This window comes from Novosphingopyxis sp. (assembly GCF_965218915.1).
Classification (GTDB): domain Bacteria; phylum Pseudomonadota; class Alphaproteobacteria; order Sphingomonadales; family Sphingomonadaceae; genus Novosphingopyxis.
Genome location: NZ_OZ244708.1, coordinates 2,259,523 through 2,286,499 on the forward strand (window position 1 = coordinate 2,259,523; position 26,977 = coordinate 2,286,499).

27 protein-coding genes, 1 tRNA gene and 1 pseudogene are annotated in these 26,977 nt (G+C 63.8%); 14 read left to right on the forward strand and 15 right to left on the reverse strand.

All coding sequences use genetic code 11. The features are described 5' to 3' along the window. The first annotated feature begins 82 nt into the window (after positions 1 to 82). From rplU to ACOQPC_RS10585, 3 genes are all read left to right on the forward strand, one after another. Positions 83 to 646, forward strand: a complete 564-nt coding sequence (gene rplU / locus ACOQPC_RS10575; protein WP_420605694.1) for a 50S ribosomal protein L21 — start codon at positions 83 to 85, stop codon at positions 644 to 646. Between the two features lie 6 nt (positions 647 to 652). Next, entirely contained in the window at positions 653 to 922 is a 270-nt protein-coding gene (rpmA, locus tag ACOQPC_RS10580) for a 50S ribosomal protein L27 (RefSeq protein ID WP_420605695.1), read from the forward strand. A 235-nt stretch (positions 923 to 1,157) separates the two neighbouring features. Next, positions 1,158 to 1,709 (forward strand): GNAT family N-acetyltransferase, encoded by a 552-nt coding sequence (locus tag ACOQPC_RS10585; protein WP_420605696.1) that lies wholly within the window; start codon positions 1,158 to 1,160, stop codon positions 1,707 to 1,709. Positions 1,710 to 1,716: 7 nt separating this feature from the next. On the opposite strand, the gene ACOQPC_RS10590 is transcribed toward ACOQPC_RS10585, so the two are convergent. Then, the gene (locus ACOQPC_RS10590) at positions 1,717 to 2,622 is read right to left on the reverse strand and encodes a metal-dependent hydrolase (protein WP_420605697.1); all 906 of its coding nucleotides are present in this window, start codon (positions 2,620 to 2,622) and stop codon (positions 1,717 to 1,719) included. Between the two features lie 283 nt (positions 2,623 to 2,905). Here ACOQPC_RS10590 and ACOQPC_RS10595 point away from each other — a divergent pair, with 283 nt between their 5' ends. After that, positions 2,906 to 3,454, forward strand: coding sequence for a TetR/AcrR family transcriptional regulator (locus tag ACOQPC_RS10595; protein WP_420605698.1), 549 nt, complete (start codon positions 2,906 to 2,908; stop codon positions 3,452 to 3,454). A gap of 123 nt (positions 3,455 to 3,577) precedes the next feature. Here the strand turns inward: ACOQPC_RS10595 and ACOQPC_RS10600 are convergent. Then, positions 3,578 to 3,653, reverse strand: a tRNA-Ala gene (locus ACOQPC_RS10600). A gap of 128 nt (positions 3,654 to 3,781) precedes the next feature. Between ACOQPC_RS10600 and obgE the strand changes: the two genes are divergently transcribed. The 4 genes from obgE to spt all read left to right on the forward strand — a co-directional run bounded on the left by obgE (position 3,782) and on the right by spt (position 8,018). Then, positions 3,782 to 4,846: a GTPase ObgE gene (gene obgE / locus ACOQPC_RS10605; protein WP_420605699.1), complete on the forward strand. Its 1,065-nt coding sequence runs from the start codon at positions 3,782 to 3,784 to the stop codon at positions 4,844 to 4,846. 1 nt (position 4,847) lies between these two features. Continuing rightward, a complete protein-coding gene (locus tag ACOQPC_RS10610) occupies positions 4,848 to 5,774 on the forward strand; it encodes an SDR family oxidoreductase (RefSeq protein WP_420605700.1) in 927 nt (308 codons plus the stop codon). Between the two features lie 705 nt (positions 5,775 to 6,479). Further along, positions 6,480 to 6,722 carry an acyl carrier protein gene (locus ACOQPC_RS10615; RefSeq protein ID WP_420605701.1) on the forward strand — a complete coding sequence of 81 codons (243 nt, stop codon included), beginning with the start codon at positions 6,480 to 6,482 and terminating at the stop codon, positions 6,720 to 6,722. A gap of 96 nt (positions 6,723 to 6,818) precedes the next feature. After that, positions 6,819 to 8,018, forward strand: coding sequence for a serine palmitoyltransferase (gene spt / locus ACOQPC_RS10620; RefSeq protein WP_420605702.1), 1,200 nt, complete (start codon positions 6,819 to 6,821; stop codon positions 8,016 to 8,018). A gap of 83 nt (positions 8,019 to 8,101) precedes the next feature. On the opposite strand, the gene ACOQPC_RS10625 is transcribed toward spt, so the two are convergent. Continuing rightward, complete coding sequence (locus ACOQPC_RS10625) at positions 8,102 to 8,602, reverse strand: DUF2141 domain-containing protein (RefSeq protein ID WP_420605703.1); 501 nt, start codon at positions 8,600 to 8,602, stop codon at positions 8,102 to 8,104. A gap of 129 nt (positions 8,603 to 8,731) precedes the next feature. Here ACOQPC_RS10625 and ACOQPC_RS10630 point away from each other — a divergent pair, with 129 nt between their 5' ends. From ACOQPC_RS10630 to ACOQPC_RS10645, 4 genes are all read left to right on the forward strand, one after another. Then, complete coding sequence (locus tag ACOQPC_RS10630; protein ID WP_420605704.1) at positions 8,732 to 9,958, forward strand: LptF/LptG family permease; 1,227 nt, start codon at positions 8,732 to 8,734, stop codon at positions 9,956 to 9,958. Next, positions 9,955 to 11,052: an LPS export ABC transporter permease LptG gene (lptG, locus tag ACOQPC_RS10635; protein ID WP_420605705.1), complete on the forward strand. Its 1,098-nt coding sequence runs from the start codon at positions 9,955 to 9,957 to the stop codon at positions 11,050 to 11,052. Before ACOQPC_RS10630 ends, lptG begins: the two co-directional genes overlap by 4 nt. Before the next feature lie 159 nt (positions 11,053 to 11,211). Then, positions 11,212 to 11,991, forward strand: coding sequence for a sterol desaturase family protein (locus ACOQPC_RS10640; RefSeq protein ID WP_420605706.1), 780 nt, complete (start codon positions 11,212 to 11,214; stop codon positions 11,989 to 11,991). 552 nt (positions 11,992 to 12,543) lie between these two features. Beyond that, on the forward strand, positions 12,544 to 13,695 hold the full coding sequence (locus ACOQPC_RS10645) for an N-acetyltransferase (protein WP_420605707.1): 1,152 nt from the start codon (positions 12,544 to 12,546) through the stop codon (positions 13,693 to 13,695). Between the two features lie 7 nt (positions 13,696 to 13,702). Here ACOQPC_RS10645 and ACOQPC_RS10650 read toward each other — a convergent pair whose 3' ends face one another. The 9 genes and pseudogenes from ACOQPC_RS10650 to tgt form a co-directional block, all read right to left on the reverse strand. Beyond that, entirely contained in the window at positions 13,703 to 14,512 is an 810-nt protein-coding gene (locus tag ACOQPC_RS10650) for a transporter (RefSeq protein ID WP_420605708.1), read from the reverse strand. Continuing rightward, a complete protein-coding gene (gene xth / locus ACOQPC_RS10655; RefSeq protein ID WP_420605709.1) occupies positions 14,512 to 15,288 on the reverse strand; it encodes an exodeoxyribonuclease III in 777 nt (258 codons plus the stop codon). Before xth ends, ACOQPC_RS10650 begins: the two co-directional genes overlap by 1 nt. A gap of 219 nt (positions 15,289 to 15,507) precedes the next feature. Next, positions 15,508 to 15,840 carry a HesB/IscA family protein gene (locus ACOQPC_RS10660; RefSeq protein WP_420605710.1) on the reverse strand — a complete coding sequence of 111 codons (333 nt, stop codon included), beginning with the start codon at positions 15,838 to 15,840 and terminating at the stop codon, positions 15,508 to 15,510. A 102-nt stretch (positions 15,841 to 15,942) separates the two neighbouring features. Continuing rightward, a complete protein-coding gene (locus tag ACOQPC_RS10665) occupies positions 15,943 to 16,725 on the reverse strand; it encodes a M23 family metallopeptidase (RefSeq protein WP_420605711.1) in 783 nt (260 codons plus the stop codon). A 2-nt stretch (positions 16,726 to 16,727) separates the two neighbouring features. Further along, positions 16,728 to 17,558: pseudogene (locus ACOQPC_RS10670) on the reverse strand (ferritin-like domain-containing protein). Beyond that, positions 17,558 to 18,010 (reverse strand): peroxiredoxin, encoded by a 453-nt coding sequence (locus tag ACOQPC_RS10675; protein ID WP_420605712.1) that lies wholly within the window; start codon positions 18,008 to 18,010, stop codon positions 17,558 to 17,560. The pseudogene ACOQPC_RS10670 and the gene ACOQPC_RS10675 overlap by 1 nt, the downstream one beginning before the upstream one ends. A gap of 3 nt (positions 18,011 to 18,013) precedes the next feature. Further along, a complete protein-coding gene (glnE, locus tag ACOQPC_RS10680) occupies positions 18,014 to 20,722 on the reverse strand; it encodes a bifunctional [glutamate--ammonia ligase]-adenylyl-L-tyrosine phosphorylase/[glutamate--ammonia-ligase] adenylyltransferase (RefSeq protein WP_420605713.1) in 2,709 nt (902 codons plus the stop codon). A 186-nt stretch (positions 20,723 to 20,908) separates the two neighbouring features. Continuing rightward, positions 20,909 to 21,838, reverse strand: coding sequence for a DUF808 domain-containing protein (locus tag ACOQPC_RS10685; RefSeq protein WP_420605714.1), 930 nt, complete (start codon positions 21,836 to 21,838; stop codon positions 20,909 to 20,911). Further along, positions 21,838 to 22,968, reverse strand: a complete 1,131-nt coding sequence (tgt, locus tag ACOQPC_RS10690; RefSeq protein ID WP_420608123.1) for a tRNA guanosine(34) transglycosylase Tgt — start codon at positions 22,966 to 22,968, stop codon at positions 21,838 to 21,840. Before tgt ends, ACOQPC_RS10685 begins: the two co-directional genes overlap by 1 nt. 56 nt (positions 22,969 to 23,024) lie before the next feature. Here tgt and ACOQPC_RS10695 point away from each other — a divergent pair, with 56 nt between their 5' ends. Continuing rightward, complete coding sequence (locus tag ACOQPC_RS10695; protein ID WP_420605715.1) at positions 23,025 to 23,336, forward strand: DUF2282 domain-containing protein; 312 nt, start codon at positions 23,025 to 23,027, stop codon at positions 23,334 to 23,336. A 67-nt stretch (positions 23,337 to 23,403) separates the two neighbouring features. Continuing rightward, positions 23,404 to 23,925 carry a hypothetical protein gene (locus ACOQPC_RS10700; protein WP_420605716.1) on the forward strand — a complete coding sequence of 174 codons (522 nt, stop codon included), beginning with the start codon at positions 23,404 to 23,406 and terminating at the stop codon, positions 23,923 to 23,925. Positions 23,926 to 23,932: 7 nt separating this feature from the next. Here the strand turns inward: ACOQPC_RS10700 and ACOQPC_RS10705 are convergent, their stop codons facing one another. The 3 genes from ACOQPC_RS10705 to ACOQPC_RS10715 form a co-directional block, all read right to left on the reverse strand. After that, positions 23,933 to 24,859 carry a cation diffusion facilitator family transporter gene (locus ACOQPC_RS10705; RefSeq protein WP_420605717.1) on the reverse strand — a complete coding sequence of 309 codons (927 nt, stop codon included), beginning with the start codon at positions 24,857 to 24,859 and terminating at the stop codon, positions 23,933 to 23,935. Between the two features lie 181 nt (positions 24,860 to 25,040). Then, on the reverse strand, positions 25,041 to 26,069 hold the full coding sequence (queA, locus tag ACOQPC_RS10710; RefSeq protein WP_420605718.1) for a tRNA preQ1(34) S-adenosylmethionine ribosyltransferase-isomerase QueA: 1,029 nt from the start codon (positions 26,067 to 26,069) through the stop codon (positions 25,041 to 25,043). Positions 26,070 to 26,092: 23 nt separating this feature from the next. Then, the gene (locus ACOQPC_RS10715; RefSeq protein ID WP_420605719.1) at positions 26,093 to 26,779 is read right to left on the reverse strand and encodes a peptidylprolyl isomerase; all 687 of its coding nucleotides are present in this window, start codon (positions 26,777 to 26,779) and stop codon (positions 26,093 to 26,095) included. Positions 26,780 to 26,977 lie beyond the last annotated feature (198 nt).

The window sequence follows — 26,977 nt, forward strand, 5'->3', positions numbered from 1 at the left end:
TTCCAGCGCGAAGCCGGTGGCTTCGTGCCTTTTGGTTTTTCGCGCCGGACGCAATTTTTAGACCTCAACCCGAGTATAGCCCATGTTCGCGATCGTGCGCACGGGCGGCAAGCAATATCGCGTCGCCGCCGGAGACAAAATTGCCGTCGAGAAGCTGGCCGGTGAAGCCGGTGACAGCGTGACGCTGGACGACATCCTGATGGCCGGCGAAGGCGCCGACATGAAGGACGTCGCCAAGCTCACCGTCGGCGCGCGCATCATTGCGCAGGACAAGACCGACAAGGTCATCGTCTTCAAGAAGCGCCGCCGCCACAATTATCGCCGCAAACAGGGTCATCGCCAGCAGGTCACGCTGCTCGAGATTCTGTCGATCGGCGACGAGAAGAAAAAGGCTGCGCCGAAAAAGGCTGCCGAGCCCAAGAACGCCGAAGACGACGCGCAGGCCGAGACCAAGCCCGCCGCCAAGAAGGAAGCACCGAAAAAGGCCGCAGCCGACAAGGGTGACGATACGGTCAAGCCGGCAAAGGCTGCCGCCGAGAAGGCCACGCCCAAAAAGGCGACCGCCGAGGGCAAGGGCAAGGCGACAAGCGTGACCAAGCAGGCGCCGTCGAAGAACGCCGCCAAGAACGAAGAAAAAGAAGGGTAATCGGCCATGGCACATAAAAAAGCAGGCGGCTCTTCGCGCAACGGCCGCGATTCGGCGGGCAAGCGTCTCGGCGTGAAGAAGTTCGGCGGCGAGCATGTCGTCGGCGGCAACATCATCATGCGCCAGCGCGGCACCAAGATTTACCCGGGTGCCAATGTCGGCCTGGGCAAGGATCACACCCTGTTCTCGCTCGTCGAGGGTCGTGTCCGATTCCACGGCGGCAAGCAGGGCCGCAAATATGTGTCGGTGGACATGGCCGCGGAAGCGGCGGAATAAGCGGACGGTCGATAAAGGGCCGTCCCGATGGGATGGCCCGGAAGCTCTTGATAAAGCTTCGATTTTCGGAAGGGAGACGGGCCGGCCCGGCTCCCTTTTTTGTTGGGCAGCGGCAACTGCGCCGGCCGACGCGACGAATCATCTCCTTTCCGGAAAACCGCAACGCCGGTTTCGCCTTCCCGTCATCCGCCGGGATTTGCAGGCGCTTCGGCAGACCGGTGGGAGAAAAGATGCAATGTTCGCGATAACCCCCAGATTGCTGCTGCGGCCGCCATGGCCGGAGGATGCCGCCGACCTTTACGATGCCGCCAACGATCTGCGGATCGCTCGCAATCTGGCCCGCCTGCCATGGCCGTATCGTCCCGCCGATGCGCTGCATTATTGTCAAACGGCCGCCGCCGACCCACTGCCCCATTTGCTGGTCGTCGACCGCCAGGCCGATCGCCCGCGCGTTCTCGGCACCTGCGGGCTGGACGAGCGCGAGGGGCGGATCGTGCTCGGCTATTGGATCCGCTGCGACAGCTGGAACCGGGGCTATGCTTCGGAAGCGGGCAAGGCGCTCGTCGCAATAGCGCGGGCGCTGGGACATGGCCGGCTGTCGGCAACGCATTTCGTCGATAATCCCGCGTCCGGTGCGGTGTTGCGCAAGATCGGCTTCCACGAGACAGGCGCCGTCGAGCAGCGCTGGAGCGAAGGCCGCAAGGCGATGAGCCCGTCACGGCATTTCGAATGGTCGGTCCGAGGCGCGGACAGGGCCCGGCACATTGTTCAGCCCGCAGCGGGATGAGTCGATATCAGGCGGCGCGTGCGTCCTGCAAGGGATGCGGAGCGGGTTCCACAATCCTCTTCGGCGTCGCAGTCGGTGTCGCGGCGTCGGCGAAAGCGGATTCGCCCATCGGAATGAGGTAACGGTCGTCGGTTTGCCAGGGATGGAAGCCGGGACGGAAAAACGCCGCCCAATCCTTCATGGCGGACCGGCCGAGGCCGCGCCTGCCGAACGCGCAGGCGATGATCGCTGGCAGGGAACGCCGCGCGCTCCAGCCATCCTGCCGCAGCAGATTGATCTGGCCACTGAAACGATTTTTCACGAAACCGGCGGTGACGAGCGCCATCGTAATCGAGCGCGTCAACCAGCGGCGCAGCGGCGACCAGTCCTCGGTCGCCAGCATCCAAGTGTCGAAACACACGCCCTTATGCTCGATTTCCTCGACCGCGTGCCAAGACCAGATGCGGCGCATCTCGGGCTCGGCTCTGGCCAGCAATGCCTCGTCGCGCAAGATCGCCGAAGACATGACCGCGGTGAGGTGCTCGACGCACATCGTATAGGTGATCCGAGCCGCCGCATTCTTACCGCGCATGGTGTCGACGACGTTTTCGACCACCGCCACAAGTGCGCTCATATCATATCCGCCATCCACCAATCCGCGATTGAGCGCGAGATGCTCGCGGCCATGGGCTGATTCCTGGCGAATGAATTCGGCGATGTCCGCGCCAAGCTTTTTGCCGGCCCTATGCTGCCACGGACGAACGCATTCGATGAAGAATGCTTCGCCTAGCGGAAACACGACCGAAAGCGAGTTGAAGAATGAGGTGACGACCGGATCGCCGCCCAACCAGTGTCGATCAGGAGTTGTCTTGCGATCATAGCGAAAGCGTCGTCGCTTGATTATTGGCTGATGAAAGATATTGCGGCTCGTCATAATATCCCCCGGAATGAATTTTCGGGTTGGTCATGAAGAGGTTGCGGGCAAGGAAGAGCTAAAGCCTTTGGTTAACGCACTGGAAGATTGAATAGAATAATCCGTTTCGGATGTATCTCGCTCACCATTCATCTACCCTGTATGCGGCCGAGATCACTAAGCCTCGGACATTGCCAGCGGTGCAAAAGCGGCTCTACTGGACAATCCGAGATTGAGGATCCTGACACTGATGCCCACAACAGCGCCCATCACCCGCCGTCGTCTCAGCCCTGAAGAAAGCAGGATGACGGCGCTCGGGGCGGCGCGTGAAATTCTGCTCGAAAGCGGCCCGCAGGCGGTGACGCTGAAAGCCGTCGCCACGCGCATCGGCAAGACCCATGCCAACCTGCTGCATCATTTCGGCAGCGCTTCGGGCCTGCAACGTGCGCTCGCCATCTTTCACGCGCGCTCGATCTGCGACACGATCGCGGCGACCGTGCTCAAAACCCGCGCGGGCGAGGCGACATCGCGCGATATCGTCGATCTCACCTTTGATGCGTTCGACCGCGAGGGCGGCGGCGCGCTGGCCGCCTGGATGCTCGCCTCGGGCAATGAAGACGCGCTCGATCCGATCGTGGAATCGATCCACGATCTGGTGGATCGGCTCAACCTGTCGGGCGATATCGGCGAGGAATTGCAGGAAAGCACGCTCGGTCTCGTGCTGATGGCGCTGGGCGACGCGCTGATGGGAGGTCCGCTCGCCGCCTCGCTCGGCCTGCCCCGCGAACGCGCGCGCGACATTGCCGAGATGCGGCTGGCCGACCGGGTGGCGAAGTGGAAGGCGGCCGGGTGAGGACGGAGCAGCTTCTGCCCAGATATCGCAGCGCTTCATTCAGGTTGCGCTGAGACACCCTTCGCTTGCGCTCGGGAGATTTGACCGAAAACAGTCCCCCGGACTGTTTTCCGCGATCAAATCTGGTGGAGCCGAGCGGGATCGAACCGCTGACCTCGTCATTGCGAACGACGCGCTCTCCCAACTGAGCTACGGCCCCTTAACCGGGAAAGGCGCGCTATAACGGGCGCGCCGCAGTGCTGCAAAGGCTAATTTGCCGCCTGCCCCAGCTGCGCGGCTGTCCCATGAAACTGGCCTTCCCCTCCGCTCTGCTTTAACGGCGACCGCATGCATTTTCTCGATCAAGCCAAAATTCATCTGAAGTCCGGCGCCGGTGGCCCCGGCGCGGTGAGCTTTCGCCGCGAAAAATATGTCGAATATGGCGGCCCCGATGGCGGCAATGGCGGCAAGGGCGGTGATGTGCTGTTCGTCGCCGTGCCCGGCCTCAACACGCTCATCGACTTTCGCTACAACCAGCATTTCCGCGCCCAGCGCGGCACAGGTGGCATGGGGCGCGATCGCACCGGCGGCGGCGGCAAGGACATGGTGATCGAGGTGCCGGTAGGCACGCAGATCCTGGCCGACGACGAAGAGCGCAGCCTGCTCGCCGATCTCACCGAAGAGGGGCAGGAAGTGATGCTGCTGCGCGGCGGCGATGGCGGGCGCGGCAATGCCAGCTATAAATCGAGCACCAACCGCGCCCCGCGCCAGCACGGCATGGGCTGGCCGGCCGAGGAACGAGACGTCTGGCTGCGGCTGAAATTGCTCGCCGACGTCGGGCTGGTCGGGCTGCCCAATGCGGGCAAATCCACCTTCATCAATCAGGTGACGGGCACCAACGCCAAGGTCGGTGCCTATCCGTTCACCACCATCATCCCGCAGCTCGGCGTGGTGCGGCACAAATCGCGCGAGTTCGTGCTAGCCGATATCCCCGGCCTCATCGAGGGCGCAGCGGAAGGCGCGGGGATCGGCGACCGGTTTCTGGGCCATATCGAGCGCTGCCGCCTGCTCATCCACCTGATCGACGGAGCCGCCGACAAGCCGCTGGACGCCTATCACACCGTCCGGACCGAGCTGGAAAATTACGGCGGCGGGCTGGGCGAGAAGCCCGAAATCGTCGTGCTCAACAAGGGCGATCTGCTCGGCGAGGAACTGATGGCCGACGTTGCCAAAAGCCTGCAGGATACAGGGATAGCATTGTTCACCATCTCCGCCGCGACCGGCCAGGGGATGGAAGCGCTGCTCGACCGGGTGCTCGAACATCTGCCCCCGCGCAGCTCGATCGAGCGCCGGCGCGCGGTCGACGAGATCGACAGCGAGGGCGATGTGATCGACTGGTCCCCGCTGCGCTGAGATGGTCATAAATACGGGACAGACGCTGGCGATAACCGGGGCGACCGGCTTCGTCGGCGGCGCCACGCTTTCGGCCGCACTGTCCGTGGGATATCGCGCGCGCGCTCTTACCCGCCGCGAGCAACCCGCACGCGGCGGCGTAACCTGGATTGCCGGAGATCTCGCCGACCGGGCCGCGCTCGAAACGCTGTGCGACGGCGCGGACGCGGTGCTGCATATCGCGGGTGCCACCAACGCGCCGACGCGCGCGGGCTTCGAGGCGGGCAATGTCGATGCCGTGCTGCACATGATCGCGGCGGCCAAGGCGCAAGGGGTGAAACGCTTCGTCCATGTGTCTTCGCTCGCCGCGCGTCGTCCGCAACTGTCCGTCTATGGCGAAACCAAGCTGGCGGGCGAGCGGCTGGTCGCGACCTCGATGCTCGACTGGACGGCGGTGCGCCCGCCCGCCGTCTACGGTCCGGGCGACCGCGACATGCTGGAATTGTTCAGGATGGCAAAGCGCGGGATCGTGCTGCTGCCGCCGAAGGGCCGCATATCGGCGATCCACGTCGACGACCTCGCCGCGCTGCTGGTGGCGCTGCTGCCGCGTTCGGAACGGACGACGGCGGAAGTTTACGAAGCCGACGACGGCCGGGACGGTGGCTGGAGCCATCGTGGTTTCGCCCGCGCGGTCGGCGCGGCGGTGGGCCGGAGCATCGAGATCTTTTCCATCCCCGCCCCGCTCATGCTGCTGGGCGGCCATGTCGACCGCCTAATCCGGCGCGGCGCGGCGCGGCTGACCCCCGATCGGGCGCGTTATCTGGCACATCCCGACTGGACGATCGATCCCGCCCGCCGTCCGCCGCCCGATATATGGAACCCGCGCATCAGGACGCCCGACGGGTTGGCGACGACCGCCCGCTGGTACCGCGAGCAAGGCTGGCTATGAGGCGATCGCGGATTCGTTTCAATAGGCCCTTTCTCTTCTCGCTGGCAGTGCAGCGGCGGTGCGGATTCAAACGGAGAGATGGCCTGAATTTGCGACAGGAGCAGCTCCAATTTCCCCCGCCGCTCGCGCGGGAGAAGAGCGAGACTTGAAAGAAATCTCCCTTCAATAACCGTCATTCCGGACTTGATCCGGAATCCAGAGCGATATGAAACTGCCATTGGACCCTGGATTCCGGGTCGAGCCCGGAATGACGAATTTGTTTACAGCGAAAACCTCGACGCGCTTTGCGCCACCCCCCCCTCCAACCAGCTGATCGCTTTGCGATAGCTTGCCTATCGGCGGCCGGATCAGTCTTTCCTACATGGCCATGTTCGTGCTATGTTCCCGGCTCGCCAACCGGGGAGACCGATGATGCATTCGCCCGCCTTTCGCATTCCCGCCGCCCCGCCCCGCCGTTTCTGGCGGCGGGCGCGTAATCCTGCACCTGCTCGGGCGGGGAGACAGAAAGGGGGGGACGTATCGTGACCTTTGCGAACTTCCGCTCTCAACAAAGCCCTTTCATTCGCAATAAGCCTTGTGCGCGGCCCGTCGGCCCAGCCCCGGGAACAAACTCGAACCGGCCCGCTTCCTCTGACCCGCCTGCCTTGACCATGCCGCATTCGCTTGCCAAGCGACCATGAACCGAACCAAGAAGGGCTCCCCTGCATGTCCGACAGAAATCTATTGCTCGACGATATCAAAACCGAAATCGAACCCTTCAACGCCAAGGGCGTCGCCGTAACGGAAGGCACGAGTTTCCAGAAGGACCTGGAATGGGACAGTCTGACGGTGATGGACTTCGTCGCCGCGATCGAAGATCGGTTCGACATCATCATCACCATGAACATGCAGGCCGAGATCGAGACCGTCGGCCAGCTGGTCGACGCCGTGGCCAAGCTCAAGAGCTGAGCTTGTCCCGTTCGCCCTGAGCTAGTCGAAGGGCCGTATTTCTTTTCAAACAAAGATAGGGCTTTGACAGGCTCAGCCCGAACGGATTTAGGCCTCATGACAGACCTCTTCTCCAAATTCGACGCGCTCATCCAGCAGCGCGAGGACCTGCTCTCGACTGGCCAGCGCGATCCCTTTTCGCTGGTGATGGAGCAGGTCAGATCACCCACCGTGGCGGTGGTGAACGGCAAGGAGACGATTCTCCTCGGCACCTACAATTATATGGGCATGACGTTCGACGATGATGTGATCCAGGCGGGCAAGACGGCGCTCGACGAATTCGGCACCGGCACCACCGGCAGCCGCGTGCTCAACGGCACCTATCAGGGCCACCGCGAGTGCGAGGAGGCGCTCAAGGAATTCTATGCCATGGACCACGCCATGGTCTTCTCCACCGGATATCAGGCCAATCTCGGGATCATCTCGACCATCGCCGGCAAGGAGGATTATATTCTCCTGGATATCGACAGCCATGCCTCGATCTACGATGGCTGCGCGCTGGGCGATGCGCAGATCGTGCCGTTCCGCCACAACGACGTCGAGGCGCTGGAGAAGCGGCTGAAACGCCTGCCCGCCGAGGCCGGCAAGCTGGTCGTGCTGGAGGGCGTCTACTCGATGCTCGGCGATGTCGCGCCGCTGAATGAGATGGTCCGCGTCTGCAAGGAAGCGGGCGCCATGGTGCTGGTCGACGAGGCGCATTCGATGGGCTTCATCGGCGAGCACGGCCGCGGCGTGGCCGAAGCGCAGGGCGTGATCGATGATGTCGATTTCATCATCGGCACCTTCTCCAAATCCGTTGGCACGGTCGGCGGCTTCTGCGTCTCGAACCATCCCAAGTTCGAGGTGATGCGGCTGGTCTGTCGCCCCTATGTGTTCACCGCCTCGCTGCCGCCCAGCGTGGTCGCGACCGCCGCGACCTCGATCCGCAAGCTCATACATGGCGGCAACAAGCGCGCGCATCTGTGGGAAAATTCGAAAAAACTGCACGCCGGGCTGAAGCAGCGCGGTTTCACATTGGGCACCAACGAGGCGCAGAGCGCGATCATCGCGGTGATCATGCCCGATCTGGAACGCGGCGCGGCGATGTGGGAAGCGCTGCTCGACGAAGGCCTTTACGTCAACCTCGCCCGCCCGCCGGCGACGCCCGCGAACATGACGCTGCTGCGCTGTTCGCTCTGCGCCGAGCATTCGAGCGAACAGGTCGACGAGATTCTGGGCATGTTCGAACGCGCGGGCAAAAAGGTCGATGTGATTTGATACCGCTCAGCGCAGGCGGTGGGCCATGATCGATCTCCGCGGTATCGGCCTCTATTCGTAAATTGCAGGAGCGCGGCAGAAGGTCAGGGATATTTCAGCTTGATGGTGACCGGCGTAACGCCGCTGCCGACCTTGACGCGGGCCTTGGACACCGGCGGTTTGCCGAACGATCCGCCGGCCAGCAGCGCGCCGAGGCCGATCGAGGGATTGTTGGTCATGCCCCAACCGTCCTTGAACGGATCGTCGTCGTCATTGCCGTTGTAATCGTGCCGCACGCCCACGGCATAATCGCCGGGGCCTGGCATAGGCAGACAGAATTTCATCGCCTTGGCGCGCACCGGCGTGTCGATCCGGTTGAGCCAGCGGCCTTTTTTCAGCCAGTCGCTGTCGAGCGCGCGGTAGCTGACGACGCGCACCCGGTTGACCGTCCCCTTGAAGCCCGTAACCGTGACCAGCAGCGCCGAACTCGATCCATCGCATTGGGAAAGGTCGTTGCTGATCTCGTCAGCATATTGGGCGTTGGCGGGCGCGGCCCCGAGCAATACGGCACCGAACGCTGCCACTGCTGCTATGGAATATTTCATGGTCTTTCACTTCCGTTTGACTATATCGGCAGCGGCCGGAACGCGGTGCCGCCGATATTATTCCCCTCATATTGTCTGGGGTTATCGCAGCCATTTGCGGCAGAATTTGGGAAATCGGGCGACGATAAGTTGAAATTCCTGACCGCGAACGACCGATATATCGCCAGACGGATCGCTATTCCGCTGCTCGCCACGCTGGTCATCGCGGCGATGCTGCTGGTGCTCGACCAGATGTTGCGGTTGTTCGATTTCGTCGCCGCCGAGGGTGGGCCGGTGCAGGTGGTGTTCCGCATGCTCGCCAATCTGCTGCCCGAATATTTTTCCGTGGCGATCCCGCTGGCGCTGATGCTGGGCATATTGATGGCGTTTCGCGGCCTCGCCACCACCTCCGAACTCGATGTCATGCGCGCCGTCGGCATCAGCTATCGCCGCCTGCTGCGCGTGCCCTATTTCTACGCCCTCGGCCTGATCGCGGTGAACGTCGCCATCGTCGGCTATCTGCAGCCCTATGCGCTCTATTATTACGAGCAGTTGCAATATGATCTTCGCTCGGGCGCGCTCGGTGCTTCGATCAAGGTCGGCCAGTTCAACAAGCTCGGCGATGGGATCACGCTGCGCGTCGAACAGAGTCAGGACAACGGCACCGACCTCTCCGGCATCTTCGTCGATGTCGGCACCAAGCAGGGCGAGCATTTCACCGCCACCGCGCAAAGCGGCCAGTTCCTGAGCACCGACGATCCCAACCTGCTGCTGCTGCGGCTGCGCGACGGCACCGCGATCCAGCAATCGCCCAAGTTCGAGGGCACCCGCGTGCTTACCTTTTCGCTGCAGGACCTGCCGATCGACCTCCCGGAAATGGACCGCTTCCGCATGCGCGGCGGCGTGAAGGATCAGGAAAATACCTTTTTCGAGTTGCTGAGCGTGGCCCGCAATCCGTCATTCAGCGTGGAGACTCGCAACGCGGCTTGGGCCAATTTCAACTTTCGCGCGGTGGAACTGGCGGTAATGCTGCTCATTCCGCTACTCGCCTTGGCCCTGGCGGTGCCGCCCAAACGATCGACATCGGCGCTGGGCATCGTTTTTTCCGTCATCCTGCTGGTCACCTATCACAAGGTCAACGAATTCGGCGAGGGCGTGGCCGCACTCGGCCGGACCAGTCCTTTCGTCTCGTTATGGTTGCCTTTCTTCGCGTTCGCCGCACTGATCATCTGGATGTATTATGTGCTTGCCTACGTGCCCGGCGGACAGCCGATCGGTGCGATCGAGAAGCGTGTCGACAAGTTCGCCAAATGGCTGCGCCGCCGTTTCAGAATCGGGCGGTCGCGTAGCGAACAGACCGAGCCTACGATACCGTGAACCAAGTCGGCTTCTTCCCCTCCGAGACCATGTCCTGGTATATGGCCAAGACCTTCCTTAAACGCAGTTTCGCGGTGCTGGCGATGCTGGTGATCATATTGATGAGCCTCGATCTGCTGCGCCAGAGCAGCAATATCCTGGCAGTGCCCGGCAACGGCTCGCACGAGGTGATGACCTATATCGCTTGGCGCACGCCGCAGGTGGTGGCGCAGTTCCTGCCCTTTTCCGTGCTGCTGGGCACGCTCATCATGCTGGCGGGGATGAACCAGAGCAGCGAGATCGTGGCGATGAAGGCGGCTGGCCTGTCCGCGCACCAGATTCTGGCGCCGCTGGTGGTCGCAGCGGTCGGCGTCGCCTGCCTTACCTTTATCTTCAACGATACCGTGCTGGCGCCGACCAGCGCCAAGCTCAGCGCGTGGCAGGCGGTCGATTATGCCGAAGTCCCGCGTGACAGCGACATCCGCACCGGGATCTGGGTGCTCGATGGCGACGACCTGATCCATGCCGACACGGTAATCGGCAGCGGCCCATCGATGATCCTGAAGGGTGTGCGGGTCAACGACCGGACCAACGGAGGCCTACGCGCCGTGGTCCAGGGGCCGTCGGCACGCTGGATCGACAATGGCTGGACGCTGGATGACGCCGCCAGCTTCAGCGTTGCCACCGCCGAAACCAACGCGCTGGGCAAGGTGCGGTTCGGACTGGGTGTCGAGCCCAGCCGCTTCACCATCTCCGCGCTCGACGGCGACAGCCTGAGCTTCGCCGATCTGGGCAAGGCGATCGACGACCAGCGCGCGGCCGGTCGCCCGACCGCATCCGCCGAAGCCGCGCGGTGGCACAAATTGTCCGGCCCGCTGGCTTCGATCCTGATGCCGCTGCTCGGTTCGATCGCTGGGTTCGGGCTGGCGCGCGCGGGCAAGACCTTTGTGCGCGTGGTGATCGGCATGGCGCTTGGCTTCGCCTATTTCGTCGCCGACAATTTCGCGCTCGCCATGGGCAATCTTGGGGCTTACGATCCGTTCGTTGCCGCCTGGGCGCCGTTCGTTCTTTTCTTGCTGGTCGGCGAGACGGTGCTGATTCGATCCGAAGAGTGAAGCGGAACCACTTGCTTCATCCCCGATCAATCGCGACATAATTATGTCGTGAGGATAGCCTATGCGTCGTAAAGCCGCCGCAAAGAAATGCGACAAGTATTCCTGCCGCATTCCAGTTGTCGGACATGCGCGCAACGAACGAGATATAGGAAACAGGCCATGGCCAGCGCGGACGCCGCATCGAGCAATTTCTGGAACCGGTCGCATTATCTGGACCGGATGAACCTTCGCGATCTGGTGATCGCCTATTTCCAGCATTACACGATCATTTCCTATCTCCTGCTGAGCGCGGCAAGCATCGCTATGTTCGCTTTTTATCCGACCACGCCGCTCGCCACCGCAGGATCGATCCTCGCGGGCATCGTGATCTATCCGCTGGTCTGGTACATGCTCCACCGCTTCGTCTTGCACGGGCAATGGATGTACAAGCGCAAGATGTTCGCCAAGACCTGGAAGCGCATCCATTACGATCACCATCAGGACCCGAACCATCTCGAGGTGCTGTTCGGCGCGCTCTACACGACGCTGCCGACCATCGCGGTCGCCACCTTGCCGATCGGTTATTGGATCGGCGGCATCGGCGGCGCCGCGGCGGCGTTCGCCACCGGCTTGCTCACCACCTGCTATTACGAGTTCGTGCACTGCATGCAGCATCTGGCGTTCAAGCCGAAGAGCAAGCTGATCGGCTATATGAAGCAGCGCCATCTGGAGCATCATTTCCACCACGAAAGCGGCAATTACGGCATCACCAATTTCGGCTGGGACAAGGTTTTCCGCACTTATTATCACCGCAAGGATATCCCCAAGCGCTCGGCTACGGTGTTCAACCTGGGTTATGACGAGAAGGTCGCCAAGAGCTATCCGTGGGTGAAGGAACTTTCGGGAGGAATCGCCTCCGGCCATCCGCGCCGCCGTTCGCAGCAAAAGTCCGACGGGTAGCGGATCGCTGGAAACCGCTGGGTAGCGGGTCAGTTTGAATATGCGGTTTTCGTAGTTGGATGAGGGTGGATGGCGCGCCAGCGCCATCGATGGAGCAGCGCTAATCATATTTGTGGGGCTTTCCCTCACCGCTGCGACTAACGGGCAAGCTCGTAAGTCTCGCTCCGCTTCCGCAAGTGGAAGCGGGAGAATTCAAACTCAGCCATTGCCAACCGTTCTATGCTCTTTCCTACACGGCAGCATTCATGATATGTTCTGCTTTTGCCGATCATGGAGACCGATGATGGATTCGCCCGCCTTTCGCATTCCTGTCGACCTGCCCCGCCATCTTCAGTCGCACGCGTGGAAGCTTGAACCGATTCGTCCGGGAAGCGAAGAGGGGGGGACGTATCGCGCCCTTTACGAACTTCCGTTCGCAACAAAGCTCGTTCGTTCGCAATAAGCCTTTTGTGAGTCGGTTGAGGCGGCGAGTCGGCAAATTCAAATCGACCTGCTGCCGGCAATGCCGAGGCTTGCCTGTATCGTCGCCATGTGCTCCTGCGAAAGCCGCCGATGACTGACATCCAGATCTATCCCGTCGCCACCAAGGCCGATGAAAACGACTTCATCGAGTTGCCCTATCGCCTCTATGCCGGCGACCCGCATTGGGTGCCGCCGCTGCGCAGCGACGTGCGCGAACTGCTCGACGCCAAGAAGAACCCGTTTTTCGATCACGCGCGCCTGCAGCTGTTTCTCGCACGCGAGAACGGCAGCGTAGTCGGGCGTATCTCCGCCCATATCGACGAACTCGCGCTCGCCCAGCCGGCCGAGCAGGGCATGGGCCCCGGCACCGGCAATTTCGGCATGTACGAAGCCGAAAGCCGGGAAATTGGCGACGCGCTGATCGCCGCGGCCGAGGACTGGCTGCGCGATCAGGGCATGACCCGCTCGCTCGGGCCTCTGTCGCTCTCGATATGGGACGAGCCCGGCCTGCTCACCAAGGGCCATGACCACAGCCCCACGGTGATGATGGGCCACCACAAGGCGGAATATCAGGACTGGATCGAGGCCGCCGGTTATCAGCCGGTCAAGCATCTGAGCACCTGGGAACTGGACATCGCCCAGCAATTTCCGCCGCTGATCAACCGCATCATCCAGTCGGGCGAGCGCAGCAGCCGGATCGTGGTGCGCAAGGTCGACAAGTCCAAATTCGCCGAGGAAGCCGCGACCATCCTGTCGATCCTCAACGACGCATGGTCGGACAATTGGGGCTTCGTGCCGTTGACCGACCGCGAGATCGCCTATGCCGGCAAGAAGCTGAAACCGATCGTCAGGGAAGACCTGATTCGCATCGCAGAGCTGGAGGGCAAACCGGTCGCCTTCATGATGACGCTGCCCGATCTCAACGAGCCGCTGAAGGACCTGAACGGGTCGCTATGGCCGCTGGGCTGGGCCAAGCTTCTGCTATGGCTGCGCAATCCGCAGGTGCGCACCATGCGCGTGCCGCTGATGGGCGTGCTGAAGGAGCATCAGGGCAGCCGCCTCGCCAGCCAGCTCGCTTTTATGATGATCGAATATATCCGCCGCGCCTCGGTCGATCATTATGGCGCGAGCCGCGGCGAGATCGGCTGGATCCTCGACGACAATCAGGGGATGATCGCGATCGCCGATGCGATCGAGAGCAATATCAATCGCTGCTACACGATCTACGAAAAGACGCTCTGAGAGCCGCTCAGAACAGTTTCGAGATGCCGATATAGACCTGCACGTCAGGGCTGTCGTCGTCGAGCCCGACCACCGTGCCGGCATCGAGCTGCAACAGGCCGCGCGGCGTCCAGCCGACGCTGATCGACGCGACGGGCGCCCAGCTGTCGCCGGACGGATCGTCGTCATAGGTCAGCCCAAGCTCGGCGGTCGCGCTCAGATTCTGCCCGACCGCATGGGCGATGCCGAGATATTCGGTCGCCGAAAAATGGCGTCCGTCGCCATCCGCGTCCACCGACGCCGCGGCGATGCTCGTCGCGCCGAGGCCGAAGCCCGATCCCAGCGAAAAGCTCGCCGGCACCACCACGCCCGCGCTCCAGTCGTCGGCCGACACGGAGTTGTCGCCCACCGGCAGCGTGACATAGGGCTCGACCGCCAACGCCACGTCGCCGCCATCATTGCCGAGCAGATTGCGGCGCACGCCCAGCCGGATGTCGGAAAAGCCGCCGTCCTCGGAAATGACATCCCCGGTGCGCTCGTAATTATGCGTGTAGGCGGTGAAGCCCAGTTGCACCTCGGTCTTGTCGTCGACGCCGTAGCGCAGGAAGCTGTCGCCGACCGACACGCTGTCGCTGCGCGCATCGTCGGTCTTGTCGATGGTCCAGCCGCCGATGCCGATCTCGACGCTCAGCCGCCCCGGCTCGGTCGAACAGGTGCTGCTGCCCAGCCCCGGCCGGTCCGGGCAATTGCGCGGGCCATCGTCCTGCGCCATGGCGGGGCCGGCGGTCATGATCGTCCCGCCGAAAAGAGCGGCGGCTATTCCGGTCTGACGAAGCATCAAATGTCCTTGAGTTCAATCCAGGTCGGTGCGTGGTCGCTGGCCTTTTCACGCCCGCGATAGTCCTTGTCGACCCCGCTGGCGAGCAGCCGATCCGCTGTTTCCGGCGAGAGCAGCAGATGATCGATGCGAAAGCCGTGATCCTGCTGCCAGGCGCCGCGCTGATAGTCCCAGAACGTCCACACGCCGCCCGCCGGATGCTGAGTCGCCAGCGCGTCGGTCCAGCCGTCGGCGAGCAAGCGCCGATAAGCCGCGCGCGATTGCGGCTGCATCAGCGCGTCATCCTGCATCGCGCGGACCGAAAACGTATCGCGATCGTGCGGGATGACGTTGTAATCGCCGGCCAGCACCGCGGGCACTTCCTCGGCCCAGATTTCGGCGGCACGCGCGCGCAGCCGCTCCATCCACCGCAGCTTGTAATCGAATTTCGGGCCGGGCTGGGGGTTGCCGTTGGGCAGGTAGATGCTGACGATCCGGATACCGTGCGCATCGGCCTCCAGATAGCGCGAATGATCGTCGTCGGGATCGCCCCCCAGCCCGCGGCGAACCTCCTTCGGCTCCGCGCCGCGCGCCAGGATCGCGACGCCGTTGAAGCCTTTCTGGCCGTGAATCAGGACGCCATATCCGACCTTTTCCAGTTCGGCGACCGGAACGCCCTCGTCCGCGCTCTTCAGTTCCTGCAGGCAGACGATGTCGGGCCGGCGCTCCTCCAACCATTCGATGAGCCGCGGCAGGCGCGCCTTGACGCCGTTGATGTTGAAACTGGCGATGAGCATGGCTCGGGTGTTAGCGGCGCCCTGATCGCTTGTCAGCTAAGTTGGCACCGCCCCTCAGCATACAGCATTCCAAACCTCCGTCATTTCGGACTTGATCCGGAATCCAGGGCCCACGGAGGTGCTTTGTCGCCTGAATTCCGGGTCGAGCCGGAATGACGGCAATATTTAAATCCAGCAAATCGAGCGTAAAAACGTGCACCATCAGGCGCCGCCCTTAGCTCAAACCGAAAAGCTGGTCCCGCAGCCGCAGCCCGAGGCGGCATTGGGATTGGTCACCTCGAAATGCTTGCCGCCGAGCGACTCCACGAAATCGACCGCGCTGCCGCGCACCAGATCGAGGCTGACCGCATCGACGGCGAGCTTGACGCCCGCCTCCTCGGCCACGGTGTCTTCGTCTTCCACCGCGTCTGCCATGCCGAATTTATACTGAAAGCCCGAACAGCCTCCACCTTCGACCGACAGTCGCAGGATCGCGGGAACGCCCTGTTTCTCGGCGATCACGGCCACGCGGTGGGCGGCGGCGGGCAGCAGGATGATGGAAACCTCGGTCATGGCTTCAAGATAGGAGCGATAAAAAGGGGCGGCAAGGCCTTGGCCCTGCGCGCCCCAGTCTTTGCACCCTCTCCCAAAGGTGACCTGTAGACGGGAACGGGGTTAATCGTTCGGACCGCCTACCGCATCCATAGCACTATCGTCCGCCGCTAGTAAAGCGCCGTTAAGCTGGTTCATGAAGGACAGTGGATCGACCGGCTCGCCGGCGATACGCACTTCGTAATGGAGATGGCTGCCGGTGGAACGGCCGGTCGAGCCGACGAAACCGATGAGGTCGCCCTGCTTGACGCGCTGATAAGACTCGACATTGAGGCGCGACATGTGGCCGTAGCGGGTCTCGACCTGATTGCCATGTTCGATCTCGATGAAATTGCCGTAGCCGTTGACCCAGCCCGCACGCTCGATGATGCCGTCGGCGGTGGCATAGACCGGCGTACCGGTGGGCGCGGCCATGTCGATGCCCTTGTGGTTGCCGCGGCGCCCTTTGAAAGGATCGGTACGATAGCCGAAATAACTGGTGAGACGATAATCGCTGATCGGCTGGATCGAGGGGATCGCGACTTCGATATGCGGCTTGCCGGCGGTATCGCGGCCGCTCCACACGTCGAACAACTGTTTGAAGTTCGCATCGGCTTCACCGAGCGGGGTAATAATTTTTTCGGAACCTTCCAGCTGATCGTCTATTTGAAAGGCATCGGATGCGCTGCTGTTTGCATGAGCCGGCATGGCGACAGCACATGCTGCAAGCGCGAACGACACGATATGGCCACCGGCCGAAAGACGAGAAAGCATAAAAGTCCAACCCTTGTTCTTCGGAAGATGTGCGGCAACACCGCTTCCTCGGTACCTATGCGAGCAAATGATAGCTGCCCGCCCCTTCATCATGCTTAAAGCCGAGTTGAATGGCTGGATGCAAGCTCTCCATAAAATTCTAGCGTCAGACCGGCCTGATGGCGCGCCGAGTCGTTAAACGGAGGCTTCAGGCCTCTGCGAAAATGCCGAGAAATTAACGAAACCCAAAGATTTGCGGGCGATTCAGATTCTTGACACGCCGTTTCGACTGCGTTTCGAAACCCCTAGTCGAACCATTTCGACCCGAAGCCGACATGCGCGATTTCATCCTGATAGATGCGCTGGAGGATGCGCGCCGAAGCATCGTCTCCGGCCGTGAGCAAGCGCTCGACCATTTGCGGAGTGACATCGAGCCCGCGCGCCTCGAGCACCATCGGCACCACGGCGAGCCGCGCCATCGCGTCATGCGCGGTGTTTGCCGCCGCCTCCCACAAGCCGTCATGCGCCGGGAGTGCGCCGTAATGGCTCCCTATCTGCCGCAGTCGCCGGTCGAGTAGCGCGAAATGCATCGCCTCGTCCGCGCCCACCTTCATCCAGTCATCGACAAAGGCGCGCGGAAACTGCCCGCCGAACCGACCGGCCATGTCGAACGCCAGATCGATCGCGGCGAATTCGATATGCGCTAGCGCGTGGAGCAGCGCGATGCGGCCCTTGTCCGAGCCGGCCTTGCCCCGCCGCGGCATGCGGTTGGGTGCCAGCAATTCGGGCTTGTCCGGCCGCCGTGGCGCATCCGGCATCGGCGTATCGAAGCGATGCTCCAGCTTGCCCAGCCGCCAGTCACGCGCCGTCTTGCGAGCGGCCATCAGCTTGCTGCGCGGCTCCGGCGTGGTCAGAACCCGCGCGCAGGCTTCGGATATGCCGCGCATCAAAGCGCGCGGACCGCTTCCAGCACCTCTTCGGCGTGGTCCGTCACCTTGACCTTGCGCCATGCGCGCACCAGCGTGCCGTCGGCGCCGTACAAAAAGGTGCTGCGCTCCAGCCCCATGAAGCGTTTGCCGTACATCTGCTTCTCCTTCCACACGCCGAGCTGTTCGGACAGATCGGTCTCGGCATCGGACAGCAGATCCACCGTCAGCCCCTGCTTCTCGCGGAAGTTCGAAAGCTTCTTCGGGCTGTCCTTGGACACGCCCGCCACCGCCGCGTCCGCCTCGGCAAAATCGCCCAGCAGCTCGGTAAAGGCGATGCTTTCCTTGGTGCAGCCCGGCGTGTTCGCGCGCGGGAAGACAAACAGCACGAGCGGCTTGCCGAGATAATCTTTCAGCGGCGCGGGCTGACCTGTGTCGTCGGTCAGCGTCAGATCGGGGAGCGTATCGGCCATAGTCTATTCCTTTTGTGGTAGCGTGTCGCGCGGGCCGAGCGGGCCCTCCCAGGCCGCTATCACCACGGCGCGCGCATCGTCGAGCGTCGCCATTACCGCGTCCCAGCCGGCAAGCTCGAGGCTTTGCGCGATCAGGCCGCGCACCGGCACCGGCGGCTCGGCGCAATCGGGCGATACCAGCCGCACGAGGATCAGCAGCCGCGTCAGGAACCGCCGCGCCTCTGCGAATGCCGGTTCGAGGTGCCCCCCCTCCACCAGCGCCTCTGCCGCCAGATCGAGCTCGGGATGCAGCCCGCATTTGTGCGTCAGCTGCAGGAAATGGATCACGAACTCGGCGTCGATCAACCCGCCCGGCAGCCGCTTGACGTCGAGCGGGCCCGAGGGCGGCTTGTGCGCCGCGATCTGCCCGCGCATGCTGCGCACCTCCGCCGCCAGATCGGTCGCCGTCTGATCGCGCAGTACAGCCGACAGGATCGCGCCGACCGCTGTCCGTGCCTCGTCATGTCCATAGATCGCGCGCGCGCGGGTGAGCGCCATATGCTCCCAGGTCCACGCCTTTTCCCGCTGATAAGTCTCGAAGCTCGCCAGCGACACGCAGGGCGGCCCCTGCGCGCCCGACGGCCTCAGCCGCGTATCGACCTCATACAGCGCGCCAATCGCCGTTGGCACCGACAGGGCGGCGATCACGCGCTGCGACAGACGGTTGAAATAATCGGTTGCGCCCAGTTGGCGCTCACCGTCCGAGCGGCTTTCATAGCTGCCGGTGAACAGAAAGATCAGATCGAGGTCGGACGAATGGGTCAGCGCCCGCCCGCCGAGCCGTCCCAGCGCCAGGATCACCAGTTCGCCGCCCGGCACCCTGCCATGCGCGCTCTCGAACTCGGCGATCGCGCGGCCCGCCAGCACCTGCGTCGCCGCCTCGGCCAGCCGTGCGTAACCGCCCGCGACGGCCAGCGGATCGACCTTACCTTCGATCAGCTGTGCGCCGAGCAGGAAGCGCATTTCGCCGACATCGGCGCGCACCCGGTCCAAAAACCGCTCATAATCACCGGCTTGCGGTGGCTGCAGCGCCTCCGCGATCTCCTCGATCGACCCGGGAAGCGTCCGCGCGTCCGGCTCCACCAGCCGGTCGATCAGATCGGCGCGCCGCGCCAGCTGGTCGGCGAGCACGGGCGTGTAGCTGAGCAGATCGCCGAGCAATGCGATGAGGGCGGGACGTGCCATCAGCAGATCGAAGAAATTGATCGCGCTCGGCAGCCGCTCGAACATCGAATCGAGCCGGGCGAGCGCTCGCGCCGGATCGGGCGCGGCGGCGACGGCGGTGAGCAGAGCGGGCAGCACCGCCTCGAACCCTTCGCGCCCCTTTTCGCTGCGAATCGCGCGCAGCTTGCCGCTACGCCAGCGCCGCACCAGCCGCCCCGGCCCCGCCGGATCGTCGAAGCCGAACGCCCGCAGCGACGCGTCGAGCCGGTCGTCGTCCAGCGGTAGCGTCGGCGTCTCGGTCTCCTCCCAGTCGGCAAACGCACTGTAGATCGCATCGACGCGCAGCGCCGGCGGCTTCACCCAGCCGATCAGTGCGTCGCCATCGGCCAGTCCGTGCAGCCGCGCCGCCGCGTCGCGCTCTTCCGCCTGTCTGGGGATTTCGTGCGTCTGGCGGTCGTGCAGCATCTGCAGTCGGTGCTCAGCGGTGCGCAGCACCTCATACGCGCCCGCGATCGTCTCGGCATCCTCGGCCGGGACATGGCCCGCATCGCGCAGCGCGGCGAGAGAAGTGCGTGTGTCCGCGCCGCGAAGCCCTTCGTTCCGCCCGCCATGGATCAGCTGCTGCGCCTGCACGAAAAACTCGCACTCACGAATGCCGCCGCGCCCGCGCTTCAGATCATAGCCCGGCCCGATCGCCTGGCCCCCGGCATAATGATCGCGGATCGAGCGCCGCATCGTGTCGATATTGCGGATCTGCCCGAAATCGAGCGAGCGCCGCCAGATGAACGGCCGGATTGCCTCTAGAAAGCGCTCCCCCAACGCGATGTCCCCCGCCGCCGCCCGCGCACGAATGAACGCCGCCTGCTCCCACGCCATGGCGGAGCTTTCATAATGCGAGATCGCGCCTGCGATCGGCAGCGCGATCGGGCTAACTTCGGGAGTAGGGCGCAGCCGGAGATCGACCCGGAAGACATAGCCATGCGCCGTCTGTTCCTGCAGCAGCTCCACGATCCGCCGCCCGATCCGCACCGCCGCCATGGCCGGTTCCTCCCCGTCCCTGGTCGGCAGCGTCTCGCGGTCGTAGAGAAAGATCGGATCGATATCCGAACTGTAATTGAGCTCGCGCCCACCATGTTTTCCCAGCGCGATGATCGCGAAACCCTGCGGCGTAGCACCGGGCGTGCGTACGGTGATCGCGGCGGCGACGGCCTGGGTACAGGCGCGGTCGGCGAAATCGGACAGCGTGCGGGTGACGCGCGTCAGGTCCCACGCGCCCGCCAGATCGGCGATCGCAACGGCCAGCGCCACGCCCCCGCGTTCGATGCGCAGGCCTTCGGAGATGTCGGCGCGGGCCTCCCCTTCTTCGCGTGCCAGGGCCAACGCGGCCTCTGCATCCCCGTCCTGCAGCAGCGCGGCAACGGCGGGGCGCTGTTCGATCAGCCGCGCGAGGAACGGACTGTTGGCGCGGGCGCGTTCGAGCGCATTGGGGAAGCTGGGGGATTCGGGCACGCTATTGGCTTAGCGGGTCCCGCCGAATGCTGAAAGGACGGTGCTTTCACCATCCAATTTCCGTTCGTGCTGAGCTTGTCGAAGCATTGTCCTTCTTTGGTCCAAGCTTACGGAAAAGAAAGGACAGTCCTTCGACAGGCTCAGGACGAACGGTTTTGGTGGCGGAGGCAGGATATCCCGAAACGCTCAATGCCCGCTACGCAGCTTCACCCACAGGCTGTGCAGGCCGACCACCACCGATCCCAATATGATACCGACCACGCCGTACAGCGCCGCCTCGCTCAGCCAGCCCAATATACCGCCCGCGCTTTCTTCCACGCCGTGAACGACGCCGTGGATCGCATCTGGAAGCGTGCTGAGATCGAAGCTCTCCAGCCCATGGACGATGATCCCGCCGCCAACCCATAGCATCGCCGCGGTGCCGATCACGGTGATCGCGCTCAGCACATAGGGCATGATCTTGACGAGGCCCCGTCCGAAGCCCGCCATCGCGCCTTCGTCCCTGGCCAGATGCAACCCGATATCGTCGAGCTTCACCAGCAGCCCCACCGCGCCATAGACGCCCGCGGTGATCGCGATCGACACCGCGATGAGCGTGATTCCCTGCGTGATCAACGCCTGATCGGTGATCTCGCCCAGCGAAATCGCCACGATCTCGGCCGAAAGGATCATGTCGGTGCGCACCGCGCCGGTCACCCGCTGCTTCTCCAGTTCGGCGGAATTGAGCGTTTCGACCGCATCCTGTTCCTTGTGGTCATTGCCGAACAATTTGTGCAGAATTTTTTCGGCGCCCTCGAAGCTCAGATAGGTCCCCCCTAACATCAGGATCGGCGTAAGCGCCCAGGGCAGGAACGCGCTGAGTAGCATCGCCACCGGGACCAGAATGACGAGCTTGTTGAACAGCGATCCCTTGGCGATCTTCCAGATGATCGGCAGTTCGCGCTCCGGGCTTAGACCGGTGACATATTTGGGCGTGACGGCGGTGTCGTCGATTACCAGCCCGGCTGCCTTGGTTCCCGCACGGCTGGCGGCAACGCCGACATCGTCGACCGAGGCGGCGGCGAGCTTGGCAATTCCGGCAACATCATCGAGCAGCGCGGCAAGACCCGACGGCATCAGGCGGAAGCCTTGCGGTAGGACGCGCGGAAATCCGCAGTGAACACGGCAAAATTGCCTGCTGAGATCGCTTCTCGCATGGCGGCCATAAGCTGCTGGTAGAAATAGAGATTATGTTCAGTCATCAGCATGGCCCCCAGCATTTCCCCGGCGCGGATCAGGTGGTGGACATAGGCCCGCGTCCAGCCAGCGCATACCGGGCATCCGCAGCATTCGTCCAGCGGGCTCTGGTCCTCGGAGAATTTGGCGTTGCGAATGTTGATCGGCCCGGCCCAAGTGAACGCCTGCCCGTTGCGGCCCGAACGCGTCGGCAGCACGCAATCGAACATGTCGACACCGCGTTCGACCGCGCCGACCAGATCGTCGGGTTTGCCGACGCCCATGAGGTAGCGCGGCGCGTCCTCGGGCAGCATATCGGGCGCGAAATCGAGCGTGGCGAACATCGCCTCCTGCCCCTCGCCCACCGCCAGCCCGCCGATGGCATAGCCGTCGAAGCCGATGGCGCGCAGCGCCTCGGCGGAGCGCGCACGCAGCCCTTTGTCGAGCGCGCCCTGCTGGATGCCGAACAGCGCGGACGTGCCCGCCGTCTTGCCCTTGTCGAACGCTTCGCGCGAACGCCGCGCCCAGCGCATGCTCATTTCCATCGAAGCCTTGACCGCCTCGCGGGGCTGGTCGGCGCGCGGGCATTCGTCGAACGCCATGACGATATCGGACCCCAGCAGCGCCTGGATTTCCATCGATCGTTCGGGCGAGAGCATATGCTTCGAGCCGTCGAGATGGCTCTTGAAGCTGACCCCCGCTTCCGTGATTTTGCGCAGCTCCGAAAGGCTCATCACCTGATAGCCGCCGCTGTCGGTCAGGATCGGGCGGTCCCAGCCCATGAACCGGTGGAGCCCGCCGAGCCGGTCGATCCGCTCCGCGCCGGGGCGCAGCATCAGATGATAGGTGTTGCCCAAGATGATGTCCGCGCCGCTCGCGCGCACATCGGCGGGCTTCATCGCCTTGACGGTGGCGGCGGTGCCCACCGGCATGAAGGCAGGCGTGGCGATAGTGCCGCGACGCATGCGGATCTCGCCGGTGCGCGCCTTGCCGTCGCGGGCGGAGATGCGGAACTCGAAACGTGGTGGCATCATTGGGCCTCTAAAGGGGCGCGGGGGAAATGCAAACAAGCGGCGGAAGAGCGGTCTTGCGGCTCGGCATGCTGATGGCGACGACCGGCTTGCTTGCCGCGTGCGAGCGCGCGCCGGAGGGTCCGCCGCCCGGCCCGATCCCCACCGCCTATTCCATCGAACCGCCGGACGAACCGGTCCCGCTGCCGATCCCCGCGTCGCGCGAAAAATGCTATGGCATCGGCCCGGCGCAGCATAATGGCGGCGGCGCGAAGGGGCCGGGTACCGCGCGGCTGGATAAGCAGCGCGACGCATGGGTGTTCGTGCCACGCGGCAAATGCGGCGATTACGGCGGCTCGCTCGTTTCGCGCCGCGATCCGAGACTGTAAAGCCATTCATTTTTCGGTCAGTTACGGGGGGTTAGGAGCGCCGCGAACTCCCGAAAAGGACACCTTCATGATCGCCCGCCTTGCCCTGATCGCCGCGATGCTCGCCTTCCCCGCCGCCGTGACGGCGCAAACCGCATCGTCCCGGCCCTGCATCACGCCCGATCAAAACGAGGCGGTGACCGCCTATGTCATGCCATCGCTGGCGACCGAAATGGCCCGCAAATGCGCTCCCGTGGTCGGGGCCAACGCCTATCTGGTGACCAACGCGCAGCGGCTGTCGCAGAAATGGCAGGCGGGCGCCGACCGTGCCTGGCCGGCCGCGCGGACCGTGGTGACCAAGCTCGCCGGCATCCCGCTCGCGCCCGGCAGCGGCGGCGACGGCTTTGCCAAAATGGTGCTGGCGCCCGCGCTGGCGGGCAAGATCGCCTATGAGATGGATGCGCAGGCCTGCTCGGTGACCGACCGGCTGCTGCAGCAACTGGAACCGCTTCCCGCGAAGAACCTCGCCTCGGTGCTGGCGCTGATGCTGGAAGTCGGCGCCGGGCAACAAGCGGAGATACCGTACCGCGTCTGCCGCAACGAGGGTTAGGCCGCGCTCAAACGCAATTGTCGTCGTGCAGCAGACAGGGCACGTCGTCGCTCACCTCGATCTGCAGCGTGACATGCTCGATGCCGTGATGGTGGGCGAGTTTGCGCTGCATTTCCAATAGAAACGCATCGCCGGGATGACCGCCCGGCATCACCAGATGCGCGGTCAGCGCGGCCTCTGTGGTGCTCATCGGCCAGATGTGCAGATCGTGAACGCGCGACACGCCCGCCTGCCCTTCCAGCATCTCCCGCACAGCGCCGGGATCGATCTCGCGCGGCACCGCGCTGAGCGCCATCGCCACCGATTCGCGCAGCAGCCCCCACGTGCTCCACAGGATCACCGCCACCACCAGCAGGCTGACCAGCGGATCGATCCATAAAGCGCCGGTGACGAGGATCAGCCCACCTGCAATTACGACACCTGCCGAAACGGCGGCATCGGCGGCCATGTGGAGATAGGCGCCGCGGATATTGACGTCGCTCTTGCGTCCGCGCGCGAACAGCATCGCCGTGGCGCCATTCACGAAGATGCCGATGCCCGCCACGATCATCACGGTCACGCCGGGTACCGGCTGCGGATCGGAAAAGCGCTGGACAGCCTCCAGCGTAATCGCGCCGACCGCGACCATCAGCAGCAGCCCGTTGGCGATGGCGGCCAGGATCGACGAGCCGCGCAGCCCGTAGGTGAAGCGCTCGGACGGCGGGCGCTTGGCCAGTTCCGCCGCGCCCCAGGCGATCAGCAGGCCGAGCACATCGGACAGGTTATGCCCGGCATCGGCGAGCAGCGCGACCGAGCCGGTCCACAGCCCCGCCCCGCCCTCCAGCGCGACGAATGACAGGTTGAGCGCGGTGCCGATGGCAAAGGCGCGGCCGAAATCGGCCGGAGCATGGCTGTGCCCGGGCGCGCTGTGGGAATGATCGTGCGATTCGCTCACGATCCGCGCTTAGCGGACGCGGCAAAGGATATGCTAGGACTTCGGGCGATCAAAACCATCCTGCCACAAATCCGTCAGTCCTGAGCCTGTCGAAGGGCGTTTATCGAGCGTATATTGTGCCATCCGGATAAGCGTCCTTCGACAGGCTCAGGACTGCGGACTTTTTTCAAAGCTTCGGGAATCAACCCGGCAACAGCAAACTCGCATCGCCATAGCTGTAGAAGCGATATTCGTCCGCGATCGCATGGGCATAGGCCGCCTGCATCCGATCACGCCCCATCAGCGCGCCGACCAGCATGAACAAGGTCGATCGGGGCAGATGGAAATTGGTCATGAGGCCGTCGATCGCGCGGAAGCGGTAGCCGGGCATAATGAAGATTGCGGTGTCGTCCTCGAACGGCTGGATCACGCCGTTTACATCAGCCGCGCTTTCGAGCAGGCGCAGGACGGTGGTGCCGACTGCGATCAACCGCCCGCCATTCTTGCGAACCGCATTCAGCCGGTCGGCGGTGGCGGCTTCGATGCGGCCCCATTCGCTGTGCATCCGGTGCGCGTCGGTGTCCTCTGCCTTGACCGGCAGGAAGGTACCCGCGCCCACATGCAGGGTGAGTGTTTCCGTCGCAATGCCAACGGTTTGCAGCATGTTCATGAGACTGGGCGTGAAATGCAGCGCGGCGGTCGGCGCGGCCACCGCGCCTTTTTCCCGCGCGAACATGGTCTGGTAATCTTCGGCATCGCGCTCGTCGATTTCGCGCCTGGCCGCGATATAGGGCGGCAGCGGCATGGTGCCCGCGCGCTCGATCAGCGTCTCGACCGGCTCCTCGCCCTCGAACGCCAGCACGAAGCTGCCGTCGTCGAGCCGCTGCTCGGCGATGGCGGTCACGCCCTCCCCGAAATCCACGCGCTCGCCCGGCCGCAGCCGCTTGGCGTTGCGTACGAACGCCTGCCAGCGGCGCAGATCGATGCGCTTGTGGAGCGTGGCGCCGATACTGGCATCGCCGCGGCGTCCCTCGAGTTGCGCCGGAATGACGCGGGTGTCATTAAACACCAGCACGTCGCCCGCCCGCAGCAGCGACGGCAGGTCGCGCATCATGCGATCCGCCATGCCCTCGCCATCGACCAGCAGCAGCCGCGCCGAATCGCGCGGGTTTGCGGGCCGCAGCGCGATGCGTTCAGGCGGCAGCTCGAAATCGAACAGGTCGACCCGCATGGGACGCTCCCGGCAGCGCCGAGTTACTGATCTTGGGGGGCGGGCGGCTCGATCGGCGCATTCAGATCGCCCTCGGGAAGCGGCGGCGTGGCGCCCTGATTGGCAGCGGTCAGGCGCGCCTTGGCGGCGGCATAATCGGGCTCGGGCTTGGGCGCATCGCCGAGCGAAGCCTGCAGGATCACGTCCGGATTGGCCGGCGGTTCGCCGCGCGCGATCGCATCGACATATTCCATGCCGGAGGCGACGCGGCCGAAGATCGTGTATTTGTTGTCGAGCTTGAAATTGGGCTGCAGCACGATGAAGAACTGGCTGTTGGCGCTGTTCTCGCTCTCGGCGCGCGCCATCGACAGCGTGCCGCGCAGATGCGGCAATTTGCTGAATTCCTGCGTCAGATCGGGAAGGTCGGATCCGCCGGTGCCCGTGCCGGTCGGATCGCCGGTCTGCGCCATAAAGCCCTCGATCACCCGGTGGAACTTCACGCCGTCGTAAAAACCCTGTCGTGCCAATGTCTTGATGCGCTCGACATGACCCGGCGCCACGGTGGGATAGAGCCGGATCGTCACCCGCCCGCCGGTCGACAGGTCCAGATACAGCACATTGCTGAGATCGGGATCGGGCACGGCGGTATCGACGGTGCCCGCCGTCTGGGCATGCGCCGCGACGCCGAGCACCAGCGCGAGAAGAAAAGCGAAAAGGCTGGCGATACGCATCGGTGGCTGTCCTGTGTGACCCGTGAACCTTGCGCCTCTAGCGAATAGGGCTGGCCGTGTCATGAACGAAGAATTGGGCGAGCACCGGGTCGGGAACGATCCGATCACCAACTCCCGTTTGCTTTACCAAGAAACAGCGTCATCCCGGGCTTGATCCGGGATCCAGGGCGAGATGGCACTGCCGCTGCAGTCTGGATT